The following is a 19444-nucleotide window of genomic DNA, read 5'->3' as shown; positions in this document are numbered from 1 at the left end:
CCGCGACCAGTGGTGGGAGTCTGGCGAAACGCCCCCGCGGGACGGGTTTACTTCGTCGGGTGGAGGGTGACGGTCGCCCGGCGGACCGAGAAAGAGTCGTCCCCTGAGAAGACCAGGTACAGGGTCGTGCCGTCCGTGCTCATCCATTTGGTCGGGAAGCTCGCCGAGTCGCCCGGCCCCACGTCCCACTTCTCGGTGAAGAACGCGGTCGTCCACGGCCCCCACGGCTCGGCCGCGTCGTAGACCGCGAAGCCCCCCTCGAACCGCGTGTCGGCCTTGCCCCCTTCGGTGCCCGGCAGCGTCTGCACCCACAGGTACCGCTTCAGGCCGGCGTTGTACGTGACCCCGGACCGGTAGCACCGGCCGGGGTGCGCGAACACGGCCCCGCGGTCGGCAACGGCCTTCGTCCAGATCGGTTCCCCCTTCGCGCCCAGGCCGGCGAAGAACTCGTAGGCGTCCCACTCCCGGACCTTCCCCGTCGGGACGCGGGCTAGGCACATTCGGTCGGCCGCCCGGTACGCGCTGTCGGCGTCGGGCGAGTAGACGTAGACGTACCCGTCGCGGGCACCGGCGTAGTTCTTCCCGAAGTTGATGAAGGTCGGGCAGCCGAACCCGGTGGTGAACTTCCAGTCGGCCCACGCCCACGTCGCCCCGTGGTCGCGGGACCAGGCGAGTTGCGCGTTCCCGGCGTTCCGGGCCAACAGGTACAGGACGCCGTCCACCATCAGCAGCCCGCTCGCCTTCTTGCCGTCCTTGCCGTGGCCCGTCTGCTCCCCCGTGGGGGACCGCAGGTTGACCCCGGTGAACGCGGCCGGGCTCCCTTCGACCCGCGCAAACCCCAGGCCGAGTTTTTCCTTCAAGAGCGGTTCGAACCCCGACCCGTCTCCGTAGGCCGTGTACAGGTGGTCGTCGTCCGCCCACGTGAGCGGCCAGTTGTCGCTGCCCTTCGCCCGGCGGACGATCGTGTCCTTCCCCGCCCAGTCGATCGACCGGATCACCGGGCTGGGCGGCAACGGCGGCTGGATCAGCGAGTTGCCCGTCGCGATGGCCGCCACGAGCGGTTCGAACAGGGTGCGGGCGCGGTAGTCGTGGTAGCGGGTGAACACGTCGTCCTTGCGGACCGGCGGTTCGCCCGGTCCGGGCTCCATCGCCTGGCCGTTGCGGACCATGACGAGGTTCAAACTGGGGACGACGAGCAACAACTGATCGCCGGCCCCCGCCCCCCAGACGGCGTCCTTCGGCAACCCCGCGTACCGCCCGCCGGCGTTCGTCCACCACCCCATCCCGCAGTGCCCCGGCAGGCCGGCATCGCCCGTCACCGCCGCCACGGCTTCCTTGCTCAGAATCCGCTTGCCGTCCCAATCCCCGGCCCGAACAACCAGCCGCCCGATGCGGGCCATCGCCCGCGGGGTGAACGCCCCGCCACCCCAGGCGGGTACGAGAGACAGGCCGTCCACGCTCACCGCCTTGCCGTACCCGGCGGACCACTCCTTGTCGCCCACCCCGATCGGTTTCAGCACCCGCTCGCGAAGCAGCGTCCGGGCGTCCGTGTGCTGGGTCCCCTGAATCGAGGCGGTGACGCAGTACGTCAGGATTCCGATGCCGGGGTTGCTGTACCGGAGTTGTTCGCCCGGGACGGTCACCGCGGCCGCCTTGTCGCGGGCGAGCGTGAACGGGTCGTCGGGCGGCTCCCGACTCTTCCAGAAGTCGCCCTTCCAGCCGGTGAGCTTGTCGTGCGGCAGGTCGTCGGCCTCGGCGTCCTCCAGCCCGGACGTGTGCGAGCCGAGGTGGCGGAGGGTGATCTTGGACTTGCGGGCGTCGTCCTTCCACGCCCGGACGTACTTGGCGGCCGGGTCGTCCAACGTCAACCGCCCGTCGGTCAGGGCGACGGCGAGGGGCAGCCCGCCGACGATGGCCTTGGCGAGCGAGGCCGTGCCCTGAGCCTTGGTCGGGCCGTTACCGTCGGCGTACCACTCGGACACGACGCGGTCGTTGCGGACGACGAGGAACGCCCGCGACTTCTTGGCGACCACGACCTTGACCAGTGCGTCCAACTTCTCCTTCGAGAACCCCTGGCTCTCCGGCGATGCCGTCTGCCAGTCGAACCCTTCCCCCCGCGCCGTGCCGACGAGGGCCCCGAGGCATATGAGGACGAGGGCCGAGCCGATTCGCCGGCCGGGTGGAGGACGTTTCACGACGTGGTTCCCGGAGCCTGGGACGACCGGTACCCTGGCCCCCCGCCGAGGCGTTCCGGTCGCGGGATTATCCTAAACCGTGGCCCGGTTCGTGCCAATTCCGATTCCTCGCGGGCCGGATGTCCCCCGGTCACCCGCCGGCCGGGACGAACCGGCAGTCCGTCCGCAACTCGGCCTCACGGGCGAACGGGTCGATCTCCCCGCCGAGGACGAGGGGGTTGCCCGGGAACCGGAAATCCGGCTTGGGCCCGTCCGGGTCGTAGACGAGGACTTCGGTCGCCCCGTCCGGGCGGACCCACCGGCCCGGCGGTCGGTCGGGGGTGGCCTCGAGGACGAACACGACGCCCGGCCACGCCGGGGGCGGGTTCTCCCGCCGGACCGCCGCCTCGATCTTCTTGACCCGCCGCAGCCGCGCCGACATCCGGTCCCCCTTTCACACGTCGAACGCGGGGCCGAGGATGAGCTTGTGCGGCCCGCCCGGGGGCAAGGGTGGTGGGCCCTGGTCCGGGTCGTAGCAGACCTCGCGGGCGATCCCGCCCCACAAGACGCGAACGCCGACCGGCCGATCGGCCGCCGCCTCGACGAGGAAGATCGTGAAGGGGCCGGCGTCTCGATTCCCCGCCCGCACCCGCTTGATCCGCCGGTGGAATCGCATCTCGCCGCCCTCCGGCTACCGGCCGTCGCCGTCGACTTGGGCCTCGAGGGCGGCGATGCGGGCCTCGAGTTCGACGACCTCGCGGACCTTCAGTCCGAGTTCGAGCACGGCCCGGGCGGCCCCGAGTCGGGTGGCCGGCGGGGTGCCCGGCTTCTGGAGGTCGAGGAGGGTGCGCACGGACTCGGTGGCGGCGGCCGTGAGGGCCCCGGCGGTGCGGGCGACGATGTCGGCCTGGACGGCCCGGAGGCGGCGGACGAAGTCGGGGTCCTGGAGGCGGCGGCGGACGGTGGTGACGCCGAGGCCGGCCTTGGTCGCGGCGGCTTCTTGGGTGGCCCCGCAGGCGAGGGCGAGGATCAGGTGGTCGTCGGCCGTGCGGCGGGTGGTGGCGTTGGCCACGGGCGGGCCTCCTCGGGGGCGGAGTAGTCGGTTGTGGTGGGTTTTGGTCGGTGTTTCGGGGATCAGGGGTTCACGCCGTTGCGGGAACGGCGTCCCCGGCCGGTATTCGTTCGGCCGGCGTGCCGGTGAGGTCCTCGTACCGTTTGACGATGACGTCGCAGTACCGCGGGTCGAGTTCGACGAGGGCGGCCGTTCGTCCCGTGTGTTCCGCGGCCGCCGGGGTCGTCCCCGAGCCGGCGAACGGGTCGGGGACGACCCCGGCGGCCGGGCACGAATTGCCGATCAGGTAGGCGAACAGGTCGACGGGCTTCATGGCCGGGTGGACGTCGTTCTTCGTTGGCCGGTCGAATTCCAGCACCGTCGTCTGGGTCCGGTCGGAGAGCCAGGTGTGGGCGGCCCCGTCGGCGCACCCGTACAGGCACGGCTCGTGCTTCCAGTGGTAATCGAAGCGACCCAAGGCGAACGCCGACTTGACTCAGACGAGGCACTGCCGCACTTGCAACCCGGCGTCCTCGCACGCCGCCCGGACGTTCAACTCTTCGAGGTCGGCGTGCCAGAGGTAGAAGGCCCCGCCCGGCCGCAGCACGCCCCGGGCCGCGGCCAACGCCCGGGCGAGGAACCGGCGGTAGTCGTCCCCGGCCAGGGCGTCGTTGGTGAGGGTGAGCTTGTCGGCCGTCTTCCCCTCGTACGCGACGTTGTAGGGCGGGTCGGTCCGGAGCAGGCCGGCCGGCGTGCCGGCGAGCAGCGTGGCGAGATCGGCGGGGTTGGTGGCGTCGCCGCACAGGAGGCGGTGGCGGCCGAGGAGCCACACGTCGCCCGGGCGGGTGACGGGGTCGGCCGGCGGGTCGGGGACGGCGTCCGGGTCGCCGGGGTTGGCGTCGGGTTCTCCTCGGAGCAGATCGGCCAGCTCGTCGGCCGTGAAGCCGATGGACGCGAGGTCGACGTCGGTCCCCTGGAGGGCGAGCAACTCGGCGACGAGCTTGCCGTCGTCCCACGTGGCGATGGCGGCGGTGCGGTTGTCGGCCAGGCGGTACGCCCGTGCCAGGGCCGGGGTGAGGTCGGCGGCGACATGCACGGGTACGACTTCGAGGCCGAGTTTGAGGGCGGCGTTGTCGCGGGGGGTATCCGGGTAGGGGGTGATCGACGTGATCGGGCGGAGTTCGACGTGCATGGCCGGGCCTCGAAGGAACGGAGCGTTCGTTCGGCCCGGCCGTACTGCCGGGGCTTTGCCCGCCGGTCTGCGGTCGCCGCCCCGTGGGAGGGGTAGCACCGCGAGCTGCTGGATAGATTATACCCCATGCCCGTGCGTCGCACAACCGGCGTCACGGTCGGCGGTTGTGCGGCGGGGGTCGAAGAAGGAAAACCTGTCTAATTCTTTGACCGTTCCGCGTGGGATGGAACGTGAAAGTGCGCAGGAATGACCCGTGCGACTCGGGCCGCGGGCCGGTCGGAGTGCCGGGGGGCGTGCGGCGGTGCGACCGACGCACGCGGCCGGTGGCCTTCGGCGGGCGGGATTATTCCTTCCCTCGCTTGTTGCACTTCGTCGCGGCCCGTTTCGTGCCGGACGCATCGGCCGGTTTTTTTGGTCGATCAGTCTTCGCGGGTTTTGGTGTCGGTTCCCGTCGCCGGCGGCCGGGGTGACCGGCATCCGCCGGTTAACCGGTGGGGGCCCCCTATACAGGGGGTTCCCCCAACCGGCTGATCCGGCTGTTGCCCGCCCCCGTCATCGGCATCAGCCGGTTGAGCCGGTTGGGTGTCGGAAAAAACCGGCTGATGCCCGAACGGCAGGGCGATCGGCTCCCCGGGGGACTGCCCGGCGGAACCCGGTCGTCTCTTGTGGTGCCCCCTTGCCGGCCTTGAACTTGAACGTGTGGAGCTCGATTTGCCCGTCCTGCATCAGGCAATCGGCGATGGCCTTGATGTCCGTGAACTGCCAGTGGTAGTCGGTTTTGAGCCGGTTGGCGGACACGGCCGGGAACCCCTTCGCCTTTTCCGCGTCCACGTCGGCGAGGAACTTCGCCTTCTTGGCGGCCATCTTCTGCCGTAGTTCCCCCGCCTTCTTCGCCTCCTTGTCTTCGGCCGAGCCCGCCGGGCCGGCCGGTGCGTCGGCCGTGTTCGTGATGCGAACGTCCCAGACCCGGCTGCGGAAGCACTCGTCGGCGACGCCTTCCTCGATGTCCACGTGGTACTGCCCGCCGTACCCGTCGCGGCCGCCGATGCCGACGACGAGCTCGTGCCGGCCGGTGCCCTTCACGTACTCCTTCCGGCGGTTGATGAGGACGTACTGGCCGACGAACTGCGAGAACCCGGCGTGGCTCAGGTGTTGCAACTCCATCGGCTTGCCGACGTCCAGGGACCGGTTCGCGTGGTGGCAGATGACGGTCGTGATGCCGGCCGCGATCAGCTTGGTGCCGACGTTCTTCAGCACGTCGCCCGTCTCGAACATGCTGGCCGCGTTCACGTCGCCGAGCTTCAGATACAGGGGGTCGAGGATGACGACCTCGGGCTTCCGGGCGACGAGCATCTCGGTGAACTCGGCCATCGCCGCGGCGTCGCTGAGCCGCGGGACGTCGAAGCACCAGTGCAGGGTGCCGAACGGCTGGGCGGGCGGGAACCCCTTCGCCTTCATGATCCGGTCGCGGGTTTCCAGGAGCGTGGCCCGGCCGGACTCGCCGGACACCATGACGGTCGTGACCGCTCGGGTGACGGCGAACGTGCCGAGGAACGGCGTGCCCGTGCCCAGGCTCAGGGCCATGTCCACGGACAGGCCGGTCTTCATGGCCTTGACCGGGCCGCCGATGCCGCACGGCTGCCCCTTGGCGAGGACGTTCGTGATGAGGAACTCTTGGCGGTAGTCGCCGGCGACGAACTCGGCGTCCGTCAGGAATTCGAACCGGGGTTTCTTCGGCTCGGCCGTCGGCTCGGCCCTGGCGTGTCGGTGATCGTGGGCGTGGCCGGCGGTCCGCGGCGTGTGGACGTGGGCACCGTTCGCCATGTCGCCCGGGTGCTCGTCGCACTCCTTAAGTTTCCGTCACAGTTCCGCCTCCGGCCACGGGAGCCGGGCGCGGGCGTTGAACTCCTGGAGCAACGGGAACGCCTCTTCGTTGCCGAGTGCGAAGCCGGTCCGGAGGTGCCGGGCGGCGGCGAAGAGGGCGCCGTGGCCGTTCTGCCCCTCGATCGACGGGTTGATCGAGGGGCAGGTACTTTCGCGCCCGCTCAATTATGACGGCCCGGTCGGTCGGGGGCGGGTCGGTCGGCCGGGGTTGCGACGCCGGCTTCGGTTGCCTCTTCCGCCGGCACCACTCGGCCCACCCGGGCGGGCGCGGGGCGAGCGGGGTGGCGAACGGGTCGTTAATCCAGACGTACGGGCCGTACCCGCTGGCCGACGGGGCGGCGACGAAGTACCCGCCCTCGCCCCGCAGGTCGATCCGGGCGCCCAGGTGGTTGGCCTGGAGGCCGATGCCGCCGGGGTCTCGGGCGAGGACGTGCCACCCGCCGTTCCCGGACTGGGCGGCCGGGGTGAGCGGGAACGTCCCGTTCTCGCCCTACAGGTCCGTGAAGTCGCGGATGCCGTCGGTGCCGTCCGGGCCGATCATGAACACCCCGGAGGTCATCCCGGTCGCGACGCCGATGTTGGCGTCCGGCCACCGGTGCCACCACCCGCGGATGACGACCGGGTCGGTCGTCGCGTCCTTCACGCCGTTTTTCGTCCGGAGTGCTTCCCCGCGCTCCGGACGCGCGCCGCGTTGCCGCACGTACACGCGCCGTCGCGGACGGCGTGCAGTGGGATGACGGGCCAGGCCAGGCGCGTCGCGTACGCGAGGGCGGCGGCGAGGAGCGGGTTCGGGTCGGGGGTCGCGTCGGGGATCGGTTCGGCCACGCAGTCACCGTGATGGTTGGGACGTGGGTCACGTCCGGTGTGCCATCACGCGGTTGCCTTCGGCTCGGCGCGTGATCGAGGGGTCTATTAGTAAGTTCGCAAAGCGAGGACGAAGTGGTGCGGGATTCTTCAAGAATCCCGCGCTTTGCACCGTTCGAACGCCCGGCGGAGGTCGCGGACCTGTCGTCGGAGCGCGTCCCGCGGAACGGCCCGCGTCCGGGCCGCCGCGGTAACGGACTCGGTCTTCAGAAGTTCGGCGACGGCCCGGAGGTCTTCGGGCAGGCGTGCGAGGATCGCGGCGACGTCGAGGGCCCAGTCGATCGCCGGGATCGGGTTGTACGAGTGCCCGCGGTCCGCGTCGCCCACCGTGTGCAGGGATCTCACCCGCCCCATGCGCTTCGACGCAGCTTGGCGCCGGAGCAGGTCGATGACGGCGCGGTCCAGGACCACGGCGACGAACGCCTCGACCGGGGCCCCGCGTCGGGTCGAACGCCCGGCGGGCCGCCCAGAGGCGGAGGAACAGTTCCTGGGCGATGTCGTCGGCGTCCCACCCGCGGAGGCGGTGGGCGGCGAGGCGGCCGGCCAGGTCGCGGACGAGGCGGCGGGCGTACGCGGATTCGGTCAACGGGGAGTCGGGCACGGGAGCGACCCTCCCGGCCGGGCTTGGAAGACGTGAACGGACCGGGGTCGGGCCGGGCTTGACGTCGAGGGCCAGGACGACGCCGGTGCCCATCCGGTCGAACATCTGGAACAATTCGACCACTTGGACTTTGAGCAAGAAGGCGTCGAGGCCGCGCTCCGGCCGCAGGCCGTTCTCTCCGCCGAACTTGTACTCGCGGACCACGGCCGGCGGCGGGTCCAGGAGGGCCGGCTCGCCGTCGACGACGTGGAGGTGCTCGATCCGCCCGAACCCGATCGACTGCATGAGTTCGACGAGTTGCCGGCGGGCGGCGGACAGGGACTGCTTGGGAACCGGACGGGCCATGGGGGACTTCCGCTGGCGGCCGGACGAACGAGGGGGACAGATCGCTCTCGGCGTGTCCCTCGGGTCCGGCCACGGGTGTCGGTCGCCCGGCGAGTGGTGCCCGCCGGACCTGTCGCCCCTCCCTGGCGAAAATTCGACGGGGCCGGGGTTTTTCGGCGAAAGACTTCGAGGCCGTCGCAACCGGCGGTTCGATATGTCGTCGCAACCGGCGGTTCGATATGTGGTTGTGGACGGGGTGAAATGTCGTCAGGCCGAAAATCCGGTCACCGAAAATTCGACGGCCTGCTAACGATCGTCCGCGATCTGGAACTTGATCCGCCACGATTTCCCATCGGGGTCGAGCAGGATGGGGTCGCCGTCGATCCGGAAGTATCGCTGCAACGCCTGGCCGAGGACTTCCCGCCGCTTCTGGTTCTTCGGCCCGGCGTCCGGGCTCCGCCAGTCCAGCCGCCCGCCCCCGGCCGCGAACGCCCGCAACAAGTGCCACTGCTTGTTCGCGTCGCCGCTGCGGCCGTCCGCGAAGCCATCTGCGTGTAGTTGACCGCCTGTCGGGCGTCCCGCACGCGGATCGAGACCCGTTCGCCGTCGAGGAACCGGACCCGCACGTCGGCCCAGGTCGCGTCGGCCGGCGTGGGAAAGAAGACGATCGAGGCGGCGGCGTCGGCCGGCGGGAGGTGGCGGGCGTGGAAGCCGGCCCACCACCCGCGGGCGGCGTCAGGTCCCACCGGTCCGGGGCCCAGGCGACGGCGTCGGCCAGGGCGAGGAACGTGGACTCGTGCGCCGCGAGGAGTTGGGTCGTCTCGTACCGGACGTGGCGGTTCGTCGGGGACAGGAGGCGGAACGGGCCGGCGTGGGCCGCGGCCAGGGCGGCGACGTCGCGGCGGTAGTCGGCCGGCTCTTGCCCGAGGGCGAGGAAGAGCGGGAACCCGTACCCGGCCGTCGGGCAGTCGACGCCGACCCGCCACGTCCGGCCCAGACCGGCGACCGGCCCCGCGTCGGGCGGGACGGCGAACAGGGCGGCGAGGCGGAGGAGGAGGGCCGGGACCGAAAGGCGGTACGCGGTTACGTCGCCCCGCCGGCGGGCAATGCGATCACCGTCCGGGCCGACGCCGACGATGTCGTCCGGGCCGTGAACGACGACGGCGTAGACCTCGCCGGCCCGGCCCTGGTGGGGAAAACTTTCCGCCAGCCCCGGCTCCGGGTGCAACAGGTCGCGGACCCGGTCGAGGTCGTCGCAGACGGCCGCCCGCCACTCGGCCTCGACCGCCGTCAGGCCCGGGACGCGGTCAAGCCCCAACCAGAACCGCGTCAGCGGCAAGATCGTCGGCATCGGTCTCGGTCCGGAGGAATCCGCGGAGTTGCAACCACCGCTCGACCCGGGCGCTGTCCCCGTCCCGGGTGTATAGTGCCGTGTTCGGGACCTTGATCGTCACCGACCGCGGCCGCTTCGCCCTCGGGAACCAGACGGCGAACACCGCCTTGGCCAGGCGGGGGAACTCGGGGATCGGGCGGTTCCCGCGGTCCCGCAGGGCGGCGAACAGGTCGTTCGCCTTCTCGACGTGGTACTCGTGGTGCTTCCCCCCCAGGCGAAGTGCAACTCCCGGAGGAGGACGGCGTCGAGGCCGTCGACGTCGCCGCACGCCAGGCAATCCTCCCGGTCCCGGCGGATCGGGTGCAGGCTGTACTTCGCCTCCCGGGGAAAGTCGTCGTCCCGGCCGACGAGGTACTCGGCGATCGCCCGGCGGTACAACTGTCGCTCGCCCTTCAGTTGGGCGTGGACGCGGAGCTCGCCGAGGACGGGGTCGTACACGGCCACGTCGTGCCGGAGCGGGCGGTAGGTGACGGACGACGGCTCGTTGTTCAGGACGCTCCCCTCCCGCTTGAACGGCTCGCCGTGGCGGACGAGGAAGTACGTCACCCCGTCCCGCCGGGACACGAACACGCGGGCCGTGCGGCCGCGGCGGTTGTCGTCGAACCAGTCGTTCAACCGGGCCTCAAGGCGGGTTCGCGCGTCCTCGCCCGGGGCCGCCACCGTCCCGCCGTCGGGGCCGCCGGCCTGGTAGTACTCGAACGACCGGGGGTGCTCGAGGAACTACTCGGCCTCCACCCGCTCGACGAGGCGGGGGGCCTGGAGCCAGACCTGGACGGCGACGTCGGCCGGCGTCACGTCGTCCGCAACGCCCAACGCCAGGCCGCGGTCGCGGGCGGCGGTCAGCAGGTCGGCCATGCCTTGGGGGGTGGCGAGCCGGTCGACGTAGTACAGGGCGTCGATCAACTCGGGCGGCGTGTCCTGGTCGGGGGCGAGGAGGATTTGCGCCAGCCGGGCGTAGTCGATCGCGACCGGGGCGTCGCCCGCCGTCGCCGGGAAGCCCCGTGCCTCGAGAAAGCCCTGGTACGGACCGAGGAAGGCCGCCAACCGCGGCCGGTGGACGGCGGCGAGGGTGTCCGGGGAGGCGAAGTGCGTGGGGCGGAAGGTGGCCATGGACTGCCTCACTCGGGGTGTCGGGACTGGGTCGGCCGCGCGGCCGGATCGGATCAATTGTGCACATTGTTAATCCGTACACAATGCGTTTCCCTGGGGCGCATCCCGGCGCACGTTCGGGTCCGATCCCCAGCCAATCCTTCCGTCGCCTGGCAAAGTTTGGACTCGGTCCGCTCCGCCCGAGCGGTGTATCTCGTCGTGGGACACCGATCTCTGGTTCCGATCGGGCGTTTCGGCTACGATCACCGCATCCCGCGGAGCCCGCCCGATGCCGAATGACCCAGACGACGCGCAGAACGACCGTGGCGATTCCACGTGGGCCTACCTGCCGGGTTCCACCCGCCCGCCCACGCGGGCGGGTTCGACGCACACTATTTCGGAGGGCGATACCGCCCGTCACCCGGGGCAACGGCCTTCGCAAGAGGCGGCCCCGCCGGTCCCGGCCATACCCGGGTATCACGTCCTGGGAGAAATCGCCCGGGGCGGGATGGGCGTCGTCTACCAGGCCCGGCACCTCAAACTCGACCGGGTCGTGGCCCTGAAGACGATGCTCCACCCCGACAAACTCCTCCGGGCGCGGTTTCTCGCGGAGGGCCAAGTCGTCGCGGCCATCAAGCACCCGCACGTCGTCGAGGTGTACGACCTCGGCGACTCGCCGGGCGGTCCGTACATCGCCATGGAGTACCTGACCGGCGGCACGTTCGGGGGGCGGCTGACCGGCGGCTCTTTGCCCCCGCGGGACGCCGCCGCGGCAATCGCTGCCGTCGCCACGGGCGTGGCCGCCGCACACGACCTCGGCGTCGTCCACCGCGACCTGAAGCCGGGCAACGTACTCTTGGCCGCCGACGGCACCCCCAAGGTGACCGACTTCGGCCTGGCCAAGCGGGCGGCGGACGATCTGACGGCGACCGGGGCCGTCGGCGGGACGCCGGCGTACATGGCCCCGGAGCAAGCCCGCGCGATGAAGTTCGTCGGCCCGCCGGCCGACGTCTGGTCGTTGGGCGTTATGCTGTACGAGGCCCTCAGTTGCCAGCGTCCGTTCGTCGCGGACACGGACCTGGAGGTGATGATCCGGATCCAAAACGACGACCCGCCGGCACTGCGGACGGTCATCCGGGGCGTGCCCCACGCCCTGGAAACGATTTGCCTGAAGTGCCTGGAGAAGGAACCGGACCGGCGGTACCCGACCGCGAAGGAGCTGGCCGCCGACCTGACGGCCTGGTACGAGGGACGGCCGATCGCGGCGAGGCGGGCCACGCCGGCCGAGCGGGCCGTGCTCTGGGTTCGCCGAAAGCCGACGGTCGCGGCGGCGTGGGCGCTGGCGAACGTGGTCGTCATGCTCGGCGGCTTTGCCCTCGCCGCGACGGGGTTGTGGCGGGAGGCGGTGGCCGAGAGGGGCATCGCGGAGGGTTTGAAGGCTCAGGCGGAGGAGTCGCGCGACGCGGCGACGACGCAAGGGGCCGTCGCCGACGAGGCCCGGCAACGGGCTGAACGTTCCGAGCGGTCGGCCAACCGGGCCAAGGCTCAGGTCGAGGAAACGAACGCCCAACTGCTGAATCAGACGAAGGTCGCCGACGAGGCCCGGCGGGCTGCCGAAGCGACGGGGACTCGGCTCGCCGCCGAGCGGGTCCGGGCCGACCAGGAGCGATCGGCGGCCGAGGCCGCACGAGCAACAGCCGAAGACGCGAAGAAGCAACTCGCCGCACAGAAGGTGGCCGCCGAGAAGGCCCGGGACGAGGCGGTCGCCGCCCGACAAGCGGCCGAAGCCGCGCGGACTACTGCCGAGGAGGCGAAGAAGCAGTTGGCCGTCCAAAAAATGGCCGCCGAGAAGGCCCGGGACGAGGCGGTCGCCGCACGTGCGAGTGCGGCCGCCGCCCGAGACGAGTTGGCGGCCACGGACTACGTGCGGACGGTCGAGTTGGCCTACCGGGAGTGGCGAGACGGGCGATCGGACCGGGCCAGAATCCTCCTCGCATCGTGTCCCGAGGGCCTCCGCGGTTGGGAGTGGGAGCACGTGAAGCGTCACGCCGACGCCGAAGAGCGGGTACTCCCGGCCCACCCGGACGAAATCGCGGCCGTCTCCGCGGCAGCGGCGGGTACCCACGCCGTCACCGCGGGGAAAGACGGGGCGGCGTTCCTTTGGGACTTGGCGACGGGGACGGGCAAGACGCTCCTGGGTGTCGGCGGCGGCGAGGCGACGGCCGTCGCGATCTCACCGGACGGGAAGTTGGCGTTGACCTCGGCCGGGGGCAAAACCAGCCTCCGGGAGACACAGAACGGGAACATCGTTCATACCCTGACAGCCCACACCGATCGTGTCGTTGCGGCGGCGTTTAGTCCCGACGGCCGGTGGCTGGTGACGGGGAGTGCCGACAAGTCCGGGCGGATCTGGGACGTCGCGACGGGCCGGCCGAGACAGTTCGCATTGACGCACACGAGCCCCCTCGTCGCGGCGGCCGTCAGCCCGGACGGGGAGCAGGTCGCGACGGCCAGCGAGAAGGGGGGCATCGGCCTCTGGAACCCTCGAACCGGGACGCCGAAGGCGCTGCCGCTCCTGCACTCCGGGCCCGTCCGGTGCTTGTGCTACCACCCGAAGTCGGGCGCGCTGGTGTCCGCCGGGGACGACCGGACGATTCGGATTTGGAACCCGAACGCGGCGACGGAAACCGCCCACCTTGAGACGCCGGGGAAGGTCACCGCGGTCGGGGTGAGCGCGGACGGAAAGTGGCTGATCGGCGGGGACGCGGACGGCACGCTGCGGGTCTGGGACGCGGACACCCTGGAAGCCCGCCTCGCCGTCCGCGGGCACGTGGGGGCGATCCGCGGCCTGGCGGTACTGGGGAATCGATTCCGCGTCGCCACCGTCGGCGCCGACGGTACGCTGCGGGTTTGGGACATCGACCAGTTGTTGGCGACCGACATCTTGGCCGCGCGATCGGGCGGCGGGGCGGCGTTCGCCGTGGGCGACGGCCAGGTCGCGGCCGTCGGGTGGGGGAACACGGTTCGGGTGGCGGCCCTGAACCACGGCGGTCGCGAGGCCGTCCTGCGGGGCCACACGCGGCCCGTCACGGCGGTGGCGCTCGCGGGCGGCCGAGTCGCGACCGGGAGCCGCGACGGCACTGTGAAACTTTGGGACGCCCAGACCGGTCAGGAATTGAGGACGCTCCCCCGGCATGAAGGGGACGTTCGGGCCGTCGGTTGGAGCCCGGCGGGCGACCGGGTCGTCTCGGCCGACTCGGCGGGAATGGTCCACGTCTGGGACGCCGAGACCGGCAAGAAACTGACGTCCGTTCCCGGCCACAAGGGCGGCACGTTCGCGGCGTCGTTCGGGCCCGCGGGGAAGCACTTGCTGACGGCCGGGGCGGACCAGGCGGCCCGCGTCTGGGACGCGGAGACGGGGGCGGAACTCCTCCTCCTGCGGGGGCACGGCGGGCGGGTACTCGCCGCGGCGTTCAGCCCGGACGGATCGCGGATTGCCACCGGCTCGGAGGACCGGACGGTCCGCCTCTGGGACGCCGCGACCGGGGGGCTGGCCACCAAGGTCGAACGGCTGGCCGGGCCGGTCACGGCCGTCGCTTTCAACCGGAGCGGGTCGCGGCTGGGCGTGACTTGCGGGACGCCGTCGGCGGTCGTTATCGACGCCGCCACGGGAAAGATCGCGCAAACACTTTCCGGGCAATCGGAGCCGCTGACGGGAATCCAATTCGGTCAGACCGACCAGTCAATCATCACCGCGGCATGGGATCGGTCGGTACGGGTCTGGGCGTCGGGCGATCGGCCGACGCGGGACATCGGGCCGGCACCGGCTGCCCCGGCGCCGAGCCCACCAACGTCATCGCCCGCGAATCCGCCTTGAGAACTCGTTCGCGGTAGACACCGTCGTCTGGGAAGTAGGAGACCGTGACGAACGGCGAGGGCGGTGCCATTGGCCAGAGTTAAATGTCAACAAGGAGCCGTCGATCTAACCGGCCACCTTCGCCCACAATTTCCGCTGGCGCCCCCAGTCGAGGGCGGTGACGATCGGCTGCAGGTCGCGGAGGAGGATCGGGCCACGGCCGGCCGTCGTCCGCGGTAGGAACAGCACGGCCTCCTGGATGTCCGGGGCCAGGCCCAGCAGGTTCATGATTTGACTGACCCGGGCCCGCGACACGTCCCCCAGTTCGGCCAGGTCGGCGTACCGGTCGACCACGCCGTCGCGGATCAACTCGTCGCACCGGATCGCCAGGGCCATCCACCGGCTCACCCGGGGCACCCGGCCCGGCGGCTGGTCCCGCCGCGGGTCCGGCCCCGGGAGGACTTCCTTCCGCGCCCCCCGGCCCCGCCGGTCCACGTGCACGTCGCACTCCACGGTCAATACGCCGTTCTCGGTCATGCCCGCATCCCCTCGCGTTTGTCGGCCAGTTCCCGGGCGAGCGTCCGCACGCCGGCCGGTCGGAACCGGATCGTGACCTTCCCCCGCCCGCCGTCGTACCCGACCGCCTCCACCAGGAGGTTGACCACCCGGGCTTGTTCTCTAGGGTTGAGGGCCTCCCAGACGGGGTCGAACACGGACAGGGCGGTCGCCGCGTCGTCGTCGGCGATCAGGTTCCGGCCGACGGCCGCGAGTTGGTCGCGGACGGCCCGGCCCCGGCCCTCGACGGCGGCGATCCGCTCCTGGAGCTCGGCCAGGCGGCGGATGACCGGCTCGTTCCCGTCGCCGGGGCGGAGCAACCCGGACAGGTGCCGGAGTTCCCCGTGCCACCCGCGGAGGTCGTGCTCGAGGGCCTTCTGCTCCTTGGCCAACTCGGCCGTCCGCGCCTCGTCCTGGGCGCGGGCCTGGCCCAACACCTCAGCCCGCAGCCGGGCGTCGGTGCCGATGGCCCGGACCTGGCGGAGGAGGACCTGCTCGATCGCGTGGGCGGGGACGGACTTGGCCGGGCACGTCTTCCACCCCTTCTTGGCGGCCGCGGTGCACGTGTAGTACCGGTACGACTTGCTCCCCTTGGTCGTGCTCGTCGGGGACATGGCGGCGTCGCACGCCGTGCACCGGAGGACGCCCCGGAGCAACGCGGCGGGGCCGCCCCGGCTGAACCCGCCGCCCCGCCCGTTGCCGGCGAGGTGGGCCTGGACCCGCTGCCACACGGCCGGGTCGACGATCGCGGCGTGCTCGCCGGCGTGGACCTCGTCCTTGTACCGCACCTTCCCGACGTACACCGGGTTCGTCAGCAGGTGGTAGAGGCTCGTCCGGGTGAACGGGCCGCCGCCCTTGAACCCGCCCTTGCGGAGTTCCCACCGCTTGTTGAGCCAGCCCCGCGATGCGAGTTCCTCGACGACGGGAAGGAGCGACCCGCGGTCGAGGTACAACCCGTAGATGGCGCGGACGCGGTCGGCCTCGGGGTCGTTGACCTTGAGCTTGAAGCCCTGCGGGTCGACGTCGTACCCGAGGACGGGCCACCCGCCGGCCCACTTGCCCTTCCGCCGGGTAGCCGCGATCTTGTCCCGCGTCCGCTCGCTCACGATCTCCCGCTCGAACTGGGCGAACGAGAGCAAGACGTTCAGCACCCGCCGGCCCATGCTGGACGCCGTGTTGAACTGCTGGGTGACCGACACGAACCCCACGTTGAACTGTTCAAACGTCCGCATCATCTCGGCGAAGTCGAGGAGGCTCCGGCTGAGCCGATCGACCTTGTACACGACGACGCAGTCGACGCGGCCGGCGGCGATGTCGTGGAGGAGGCGGCGGAGGCCGGGGCGGTCGGTGTTCCCGCCGGTGAACCCGCCGTCGTCGTACCGGTCGGGGAGGCACGCCCACCCCTCGCCGGCCTGGCTGCGGACGTACGCCTCGCCGGCCTCCCGCTGGGCGTCGAGGGAGTTGAACTCCTGGTCGAGGCCCTCCTCGCTCGACTTCCGCGTGTAGATGGCGCACCGGACGACGGGCCGGGTGTCGGCCGGGGCCTTGTTCCGCTTCGTCATGCGTCACCGCCCTTCGTGAGTCGGAAGAACAGGTACCCGTTGCAGTGGCTGCCGGTCACGGCCTTGGCGACGGCGGAGAGGGACGGGTAGACGAGGCCGGCGTACTCGAACCCGTGCGTCAGCACCCGGACCTGGACCGTCTGGCCCTTGTAGACGCGCGTGATGATCGAGCCGGGCGGGGGCCGGCGGCGGTCGGCCGGGAAGGGGAGCGTCGCGGCCTCGGGCTCGGCCGGGTCGGCCACCGGCGCGGGCGTCGGGGCGGATCGCTTCGCCGGGATGGTCGTGCGGAGTTCGGCCCCGGCGGCGAGTTCCGCCGCACGGGCGCGGGCGCGGTCGGTCAGGCCGCCGTGGGCGTTGGCCTGGACCTTCCAGGCGATGCGCTTGACCAGCCACGCCTTGTTCCGGGCGACCGTCTCGTCGCCGAATGCCTCCGCGTACCGCCGCTGGAGGTCCTTGACCGTGAGCCGGGGCAGGGCGGCGAGTTGCTGGGCGATCGTGGGACTCGGGTCCATGGGGTCTCCTTCGTTGTGGGAATGGGGTTCGTCTCCGGCCCGTTAACCGGTGTGGACAGTGAGCCACGTGTCGGCCGGCTCAGCAACGGCAGAATCGCTCGATTCCGGGAGTATCTGCGGGGCAGAAGTGTGGCCGGGCGTGAGGGCCGCCTTGTCGCGCAACCGGAGGAGGCCGCGGGCGAGGATGGCGGCGAGTTCGTAGAGGCGGTCGTCGGGGGAAAGATGCGCGGGGTCGAGGTCGGGTCGCACGGGAACCTCCGGAGTGAGAGTTCCAGCGACCTCCGCGGCGCGGCCGGCGAGCTGACGGGGGCAAGGAAGGCCCCCTACTTATCTAATTCGCAAAGCGGGGAGGAAGTGGTGCGAGAAAGCGGAACGAATCGTGAACTTCGACATTGGAAGATCTCTGCCACTTGGCTAGACCCATGACCTCCCTTTCAATCGGAGGCGTCGGTCGAGGTGACCGACGCGGACACAATTACCGACGCCAGCGACGCGCCTCGCCGGTGGCGATCTGGGGCACGGCGAGCGATCCGGCAAGGGTGTGGGACATGGACCTCGTGGAAGAGGCGGTCATGAGAGCCGGCGCGGCCTGCCGTCACCGCGACGGCTCGGTCAGGTCCTTCACGCGGTACCCCTTGGGCAGGACTTCCGGGGCCAGTTTGAGGCACAGGGCGGCAATTTCGGCCGGCGTCTGACCGGCCGCCGGTGCGGCGGTAACGATGACCGCCCGGCGTCCGTTCACCCGCACGATCGCGGGGGGCGCGAGGGTCTTCTTGAGGGTGGTAAACTTCGTGAGCGGGACCATCTCGCCGGTCGCGTTGCGGACGAACAACATTTCGAGGTCCTCGACGAAGCGGGCGGATTCCGGAGCCGCCCGCACCGTCACCGGCAACATCCGACCGAACACGCTGGTGTGGGTTGCGTGAACCCCGCCGAGACTCATCTGAAGCGTCGTGAAGACGTCGTCCAGCCCCACTGACGCCTGTGCGCACTTATCACGGTCGGTGTTGACGGCGAAGTGCGGTTCCGGCGGCCCCGGGTATACGCCCGGCTCTGCCACGCCCGGCTCCTTCAGCAGCCTCGCGACGAAGCGGTCCGTCACCTCGCGGAGTGCCTCGTCGTCCCCCTCCAAGGGACCGGTCAGGGCGAGCCGGACCGGAAACGCCTCCCCCCCGGGCGGCACGGCACCGACGCGAATGGCGGCATTCGGGAGCGCGTCGAGCGCCTTATTGACGTCCTTGACGGTCGGCCCGCCCTTCGCCGGGAGCTTGATGAGGATCGTGACCGCGTCCGACCGACGGCCCTTCGCGAACGCCACGGTGTGCGGCTTCCCGGGCAGCCCGCGGATTAGTTCTGTCGCCTCCGTAGCTTTGGTCCGGGTGTACTCCGGCGAAGAGCCCGGCGGCACCCGCACCTCGACCTCCAAACGGCGGTCGGCGGCCGGGTCGGCGACGACGTCGAACCGCACGCCCGGGGGCAACTCGTCGGCGGCATCGACCTTGAGCAACTTGTCCGCGGTTACCTGCGCCGGCCACGCCGTGACGGCGATCAGTGTTGCCGGCTTCCCGTTGACGTAGGCCAATCCGCTGCCCGCCGACTCGCCCGTCGCGTGTCCGAGTTCGACCGTGGCGACGTCTTTCACCCGGAGTATTTCCCCGTCCCGGGTGGCCTTCAGGATCACGTCGGCGAACTCCTCGGGCTTCGTCAGCCGGCCGGACGCGGCGACGGCTCGCCCGCCGATCGCCCCCCCGGCCGCGACTTCGACGTTCTGCCGCCGCAGTTGCTCGACCACGTCGCCGACCGACACGTTGTAGGCGCGCAGCCGGTCTGGCTTCACCAACACCCGGATGCCGAGTTCCCCGCTGCCGACGACCCGAACGTCCACCACCCCGGGGACGCGGCAAAGCTCGTTTTGGAGGTAGATCGTTGCGTAGTTCGCCAAAAATGCCGCATCGGGCTTGTCGTCGGCGCTGGTGAGCGCGACCCAGAACACCGTCGGGCTTGCCGGAAGTTTCCGGACCGACAACCCGAGCTTCCGGCACGGTGCGGGGATCACCGGCCGAGCGAGACTGGCCCGGTTCTGCACCGCCATTTGGGCGAAGTTCAGGTCCGCCTTGGGCTCGAAATAGACGGTCACCGTCCCGGTACCGTCCTCCTGCGCCTCGGACTCGATCCGGGTCATCCCCTCAACGCCGACGAGTTGTTTGAACAGCGGGGCGATGACCGTGTCATCGAGAGTCCGGGCGTCTGCCCCGGGGTACACCGCGGTGACCCGGATGACGCCGGCCGGAGGATCCGCGGCCAACGCCGGGAGAGCACACGCCAGAACCAGAACGGCCGAGATCGCAGGTCGCATCGTATGTTCCTCGGTGAGGGGCTCCGAGAGT

The 19444-nt window shown here is 71.0% G+C and carries 19 protein-coding genes and 2 pseudogenes; 1 reads left to right on the top strand and 20 read right to left on the bottom strand.

Going from position 1 to position 19444, the window contains the following annotated elements; genetic code table 11:
- Nucleotides 1-47: 47 nt before the first annotated feature.
- The 15 genes and pseudogenes from PX52LOC_RS38345 to PX52LOC_RS38290 all read right to left on the bottom strand — a co-directional run bounded on the left by PX52LOC_RS38345 (nucleotide 48) and on the right by PX52LOC_RS38290 (nucleotide 10593).
- On the bottom strand, nucleotides 48-2195 hold the full coding sequence (locus tag PX52LOC_RS38345) for a serine hydrolase (RefSeq protein WP_149115031.1): 2148 nt from the start codon (nucleotides 2193-2195) through the stop codon (nucleotides 48-50).
- 130 nt (nucleotides 2196-2325) lie between these two features.
- Entirely contained in the window at nucleotides 2326-2616 is a 291-nt protein-coding gene (locus PX52LOC_RS38340) for a hypothetical protein (RefSeq protein ID WP_149115030.1), read from the bottom strand.
- 12 nt (nucleotides 2617-2628) lie between these two features.
- Complete coding sequence (locus tag PX52LOC_RS38335) at nucleotides 2629-2850, bottom strand: hypothetical protein (protein WP_149115029.1); 222 nt, start codon at nucleotides 2848-2850, stop codon at nucleotides 2629-2631.
- Between the two features lie 15 nt (nucleotides 2851-2865).
- Nucleotides 2866-3246 (bottom strand): hypothetical protein, encoded by a 381-nt coding sequence (locus PX52LOC_RS38330; protein WP_149115028.1) that lies wholly within the window; start codon nucleotides 3244-3246, stop codon nucleotides 2866-2868.
- Nucleotides 3247-3316: 70 nt separating this feature from the next.
- Nucleotides 3317-3703 carry a DNA methyltransferase gene (locus PX52LOC_RS42190; protein WP_218575237.1) on the bottom strand — a complete coding sequence of 129 codons (387 nt, stop codon included), beginning with the start codon at nucleotides 3701-3703 and terminating at the stop codon, nucleotides 3317-3319.
- 18 nt (nucleotides 3704-3721) lie between these two features.
- Complete coding sequence (locus PX52LOC_RS42185) at nucleotides 3722-4417, bottom strand: hypothetical protein (RefSeq protein ID WP_218575236.1); 696 nt, start codon at nucleotides 4415-4417, stop codon at nucleotides 3722-3724.
- Nucleotides 4418-4978: 561 nt separating this feature from the next.
- On the bottom strand, nucleotides 4979-6241 hold the full coding sequence (locus tag PX52LOC_RS38320) for an AAA family ATPase (RefSeq protein ID WP_149115027.1): 1263 nt from the start codon (nucleotides 6239-6241) through the stop codon (nucleotides 4979-4981).
- Nucleotides 6242-6277: 36 nt separating this feature from the next.
- Nucleotides 6278-6466 carry a hypothetical protein gene (locus PX52LOC_RS43185; RefSeq protein WP_246173846.1) on the bottom strand — a complete coding sequence of 63 codons (189 nt, stop codon included), beginning with the start codon at nucleotides 6464-6466 and terminating at the stop codon, nucleotides 6278-6280.
- 157 nt (nucleotides 6467-6623) lie between these two features.
- A pseudogene (locus tag PX52LOC_RS43180) lies at nucleotides 6624-6944 on the bottom strand (bifunctional DNA primase/polymerase); the annotation flags it as partial.
- Nucleotides 6941-7126, bottom strand: a complete 186-nt coding sequence (locus PX52LOC_RS41500; RefSeq protein WP_168218722.1) for a hypothetical protein — start codon at nucleotides 7124-7126, stop codon at nucleotides 6941-6943. The gene PX52LOC_RS41500 and the pseudogene PX52LOC_RS43180, both read right to left, overlap by 4 nt.
- A gap of 129 nt (nucleotides 7127-7255) precedes the next feature.
- A complete protein-coding gene (locus PX52LOC_RS43175; protein WP_246173845.1) occupies nucleotides 7256-7576 on the bottom strand; it encodes a hypothetical protein in 321 nt (106 codons plus the stop codon).
- 34 nt (nucleotides 7577-7610) lie between these two features.
- Nucleotides 7611-7859 (bottom strand): annotated as a pseudogene (locus PX52LOC_RS44355) (sigma factor); the annotation flags it as partial.
- A 537-nt stretch (nucleotides 7860-8396) separates the two neighbouring features.
- Complete coding sequence (locus PX52LOC_RS38300; RefSeq protein WP_149115025.1) at nucleotides 8397-8591, bottom strand: hypothetical protein; 195 nt, start codon at nucleotides 8589-8591, stop codon at nucleotides 8397-8399.
- Between the two features lie 949 nt (nucleotides 8592-9540).
- Nucleotides 9541-10143 (bottom strand): hypothetical protein, encoded by a 603-nt coding sequence (locus tag PX52LOC_RS38295; protein ID WP_149115024.1) that lies wholly within the window; start codon nucleotides 10141-10143, stop codon nucleotides 9541-9543.
- 60 nt (nucleotides 10144-10203) lie between these two features.
- On the bottom strand, nucleotides 10204-10593 hold the full coding sequence (locus PX52LOC_RS38290) for a hypothetical protein (protein ID WP_149115023.1): 390 nt from the start codon (nucleotides 10591-10593) through the stop codon (nucleotides 10204-10206).
- Between the two features lie 268 nt (nucleotides 10594-10861).
- Between PX52LOC_RS38290 and PX52LOC_RS38285 the strand changes: the two genes are divergently transcribed.
- Nucleotides 10862-14449: a protein kinase domain-containing protein gene (locus tag PX52LOC_RS38285; protein ID WP_149115022.1), complete on the top strand. Its 3588-nt coding sequence runs from the start codon at nucleotides 10862-10864 to the stop codon at nucleotides 14447-14449.
- Nucleotides 14450-14554: 105 nt separating this feature from the next.
- On the opposite strand, the gene PX52LOC_RS38280 is transcribed toward PX52LOC_RS38285, so the two are convergent.
- The 5 genes from PX52LOC_RS38280 to PX52LOC_RS38260 form a co-directional block, all read right to left on the bottom strand.
- On the bottom strand, nucleotides 14555-14965 hold the full coding sequence (locus PX52LOC_RS38280; RefSeq protein ID WP_149115021.1) for a hypothetical protein: 411 nt from the start codon (nucleotides 14963-14965) through the stop codon (nucleotides 14555-14557).
- On the bottom strand, nucleotides 14962-16545 hold the full coding sequence (locus PX52LOC_RS38275) for a recombinase family protein (protein WP_149115020.1): 1584 nt from the start codon (nucleotides 16543-16545) through the stop codon (nucleotides 14962-14964). The genes PX52LOC_RS38280 and PX52LOC_RS38275 overlap by 4 nt, the downstream gene beginning before the upstream one ends.
- Nucleotides 16542-17057 carry a DUF2924 domain-containing protein gene (locus tag PX52LOC_RS38270; RefSeq protein ID WP_149115019.1) on the bottom strand — a complete coding sequence of 172 codons (516 nt, stop codon included), beginning with the start codon at nucleotides 17055-17057 and terminating at the stop codon, nucleotides 16542-16544. Before PX52LOC_RS38270 ends, PX52LOC_RS38275 begins: the two co-directional genes overlap by 4 nt.
- 42 nt (nucleotides 17058-17099) lie before the next feature.
- Nucleotides 17100-17306: a hypothetical protein gene (locus tag PX52LOC_RS38265; protein ID WP_149115018.1), complete on the bottom strand. Its 207-nt coding sequence runs from the start codon at nucleotides 17304-17306 to the stop codon at nucleotides 17100-17102.
- 346 nt (nucleotides 17307-17652) lie between these two features.
- Entirely contained in the window at nucleotides 17653-19413 is a 1761-nt protein-coding gene (locus tag PX52LOC_RS38260) for an efflux RND transporter permease subunit (protein ID WP_149115017.1), read from the bottom strand.
- Nucleotides 19414-19444: the final 31 nt, after the last annotated feature.

It is taken from the genome of Limnoglobus roseus (assembly GCF_008254045.1).
GTDB classification, from domain to species: domain Bacteria; phylum Planctomycetota; class Planctomycetia; order Gemmatales; family Gemmataceae; genus Limnoglobus; species Limnoglobus roseus.
The sequence above is the reverse complement of the archived record's forward strand: the minus strand, read 5'-3'. Positions and strand labels throughout refer to the sequence as shown.

Bases quoted from the DNA above. Each gene is read 5' to 3' on its own strand.
- PX52LOC_RS38340 (WP_149115030.1), bottom strand. From the start codon at position 2,616: ATGTCGGCGCGGCTGCGGCGGGTCAAGAAGATCGAGGCGGCGGTCCGG.
- PX52LOC_RS38335 (WP_149115029.1), bottom strand. From the start codon at position 2,850: ATGCGATTCCACCGGCGGATCAAGCGGGTGCGGGCGGGGAATCGAGAC.
- PX52LOC_RS42185 (WP_218575236.1), bottom strand. From the start codon at position 4,417: ATGCACGTCGAACTCCGCCCGATCACGTCGATCACCCCCTACCCGGAT.
- PX52LOC_RS38320 (WP_149115027.1), bottom strand. From the start codon at position 6,241: ATGGCGAACGGTGCCCACGTCCACACGCCGCGGACCGCCGGCCACGCC.
- PX52LOC_RS38290 (WP_149115023.1), bottom strand. From the start codon at position 10,593: ATGGCCACCTTCCGCCCCACGCACTTCGCCTCCCCGGACACCCTCGCC.
- PX52LOC_RS38285 (WP_149115022.1), top strand. From the start codon at position 10,862: ATGCCGAATGACCCAGACGACGCGCAGAACGACCGTGGCGATTCCACG.
- PX52LOC_RS38280 (WP_149115021.1), bottom strand. From the start codon at position 14,965: ATGACCGAGAACGGCGTATTGACCGTGGAGTGCGACGTGCACGTGGAC.
- PX52LOC_RS38275 (WP_149115020.1), bottom strand. From the start codon at position 16,545: ATGACGAAGCGGAACAAGGCCCCGGCCGACACCCGGCCCGTCGTCCGG.
- PX52LOC_RS38270 (WP_149115019.1), bottom strand. From the start codon at position 17,057: ATGGACCCGAGTCCCACGATCGCCCAGCAACTCGCCGCCCTGCCCCGG.
- PX52LOC_RS38260 (WP_149115017.1), bottom strand. From the start codon at position 19,413: ATGCGACCTGCGATCTCGGCCGTTCTGGTTCTGGCGTGTGCTCTCCCG.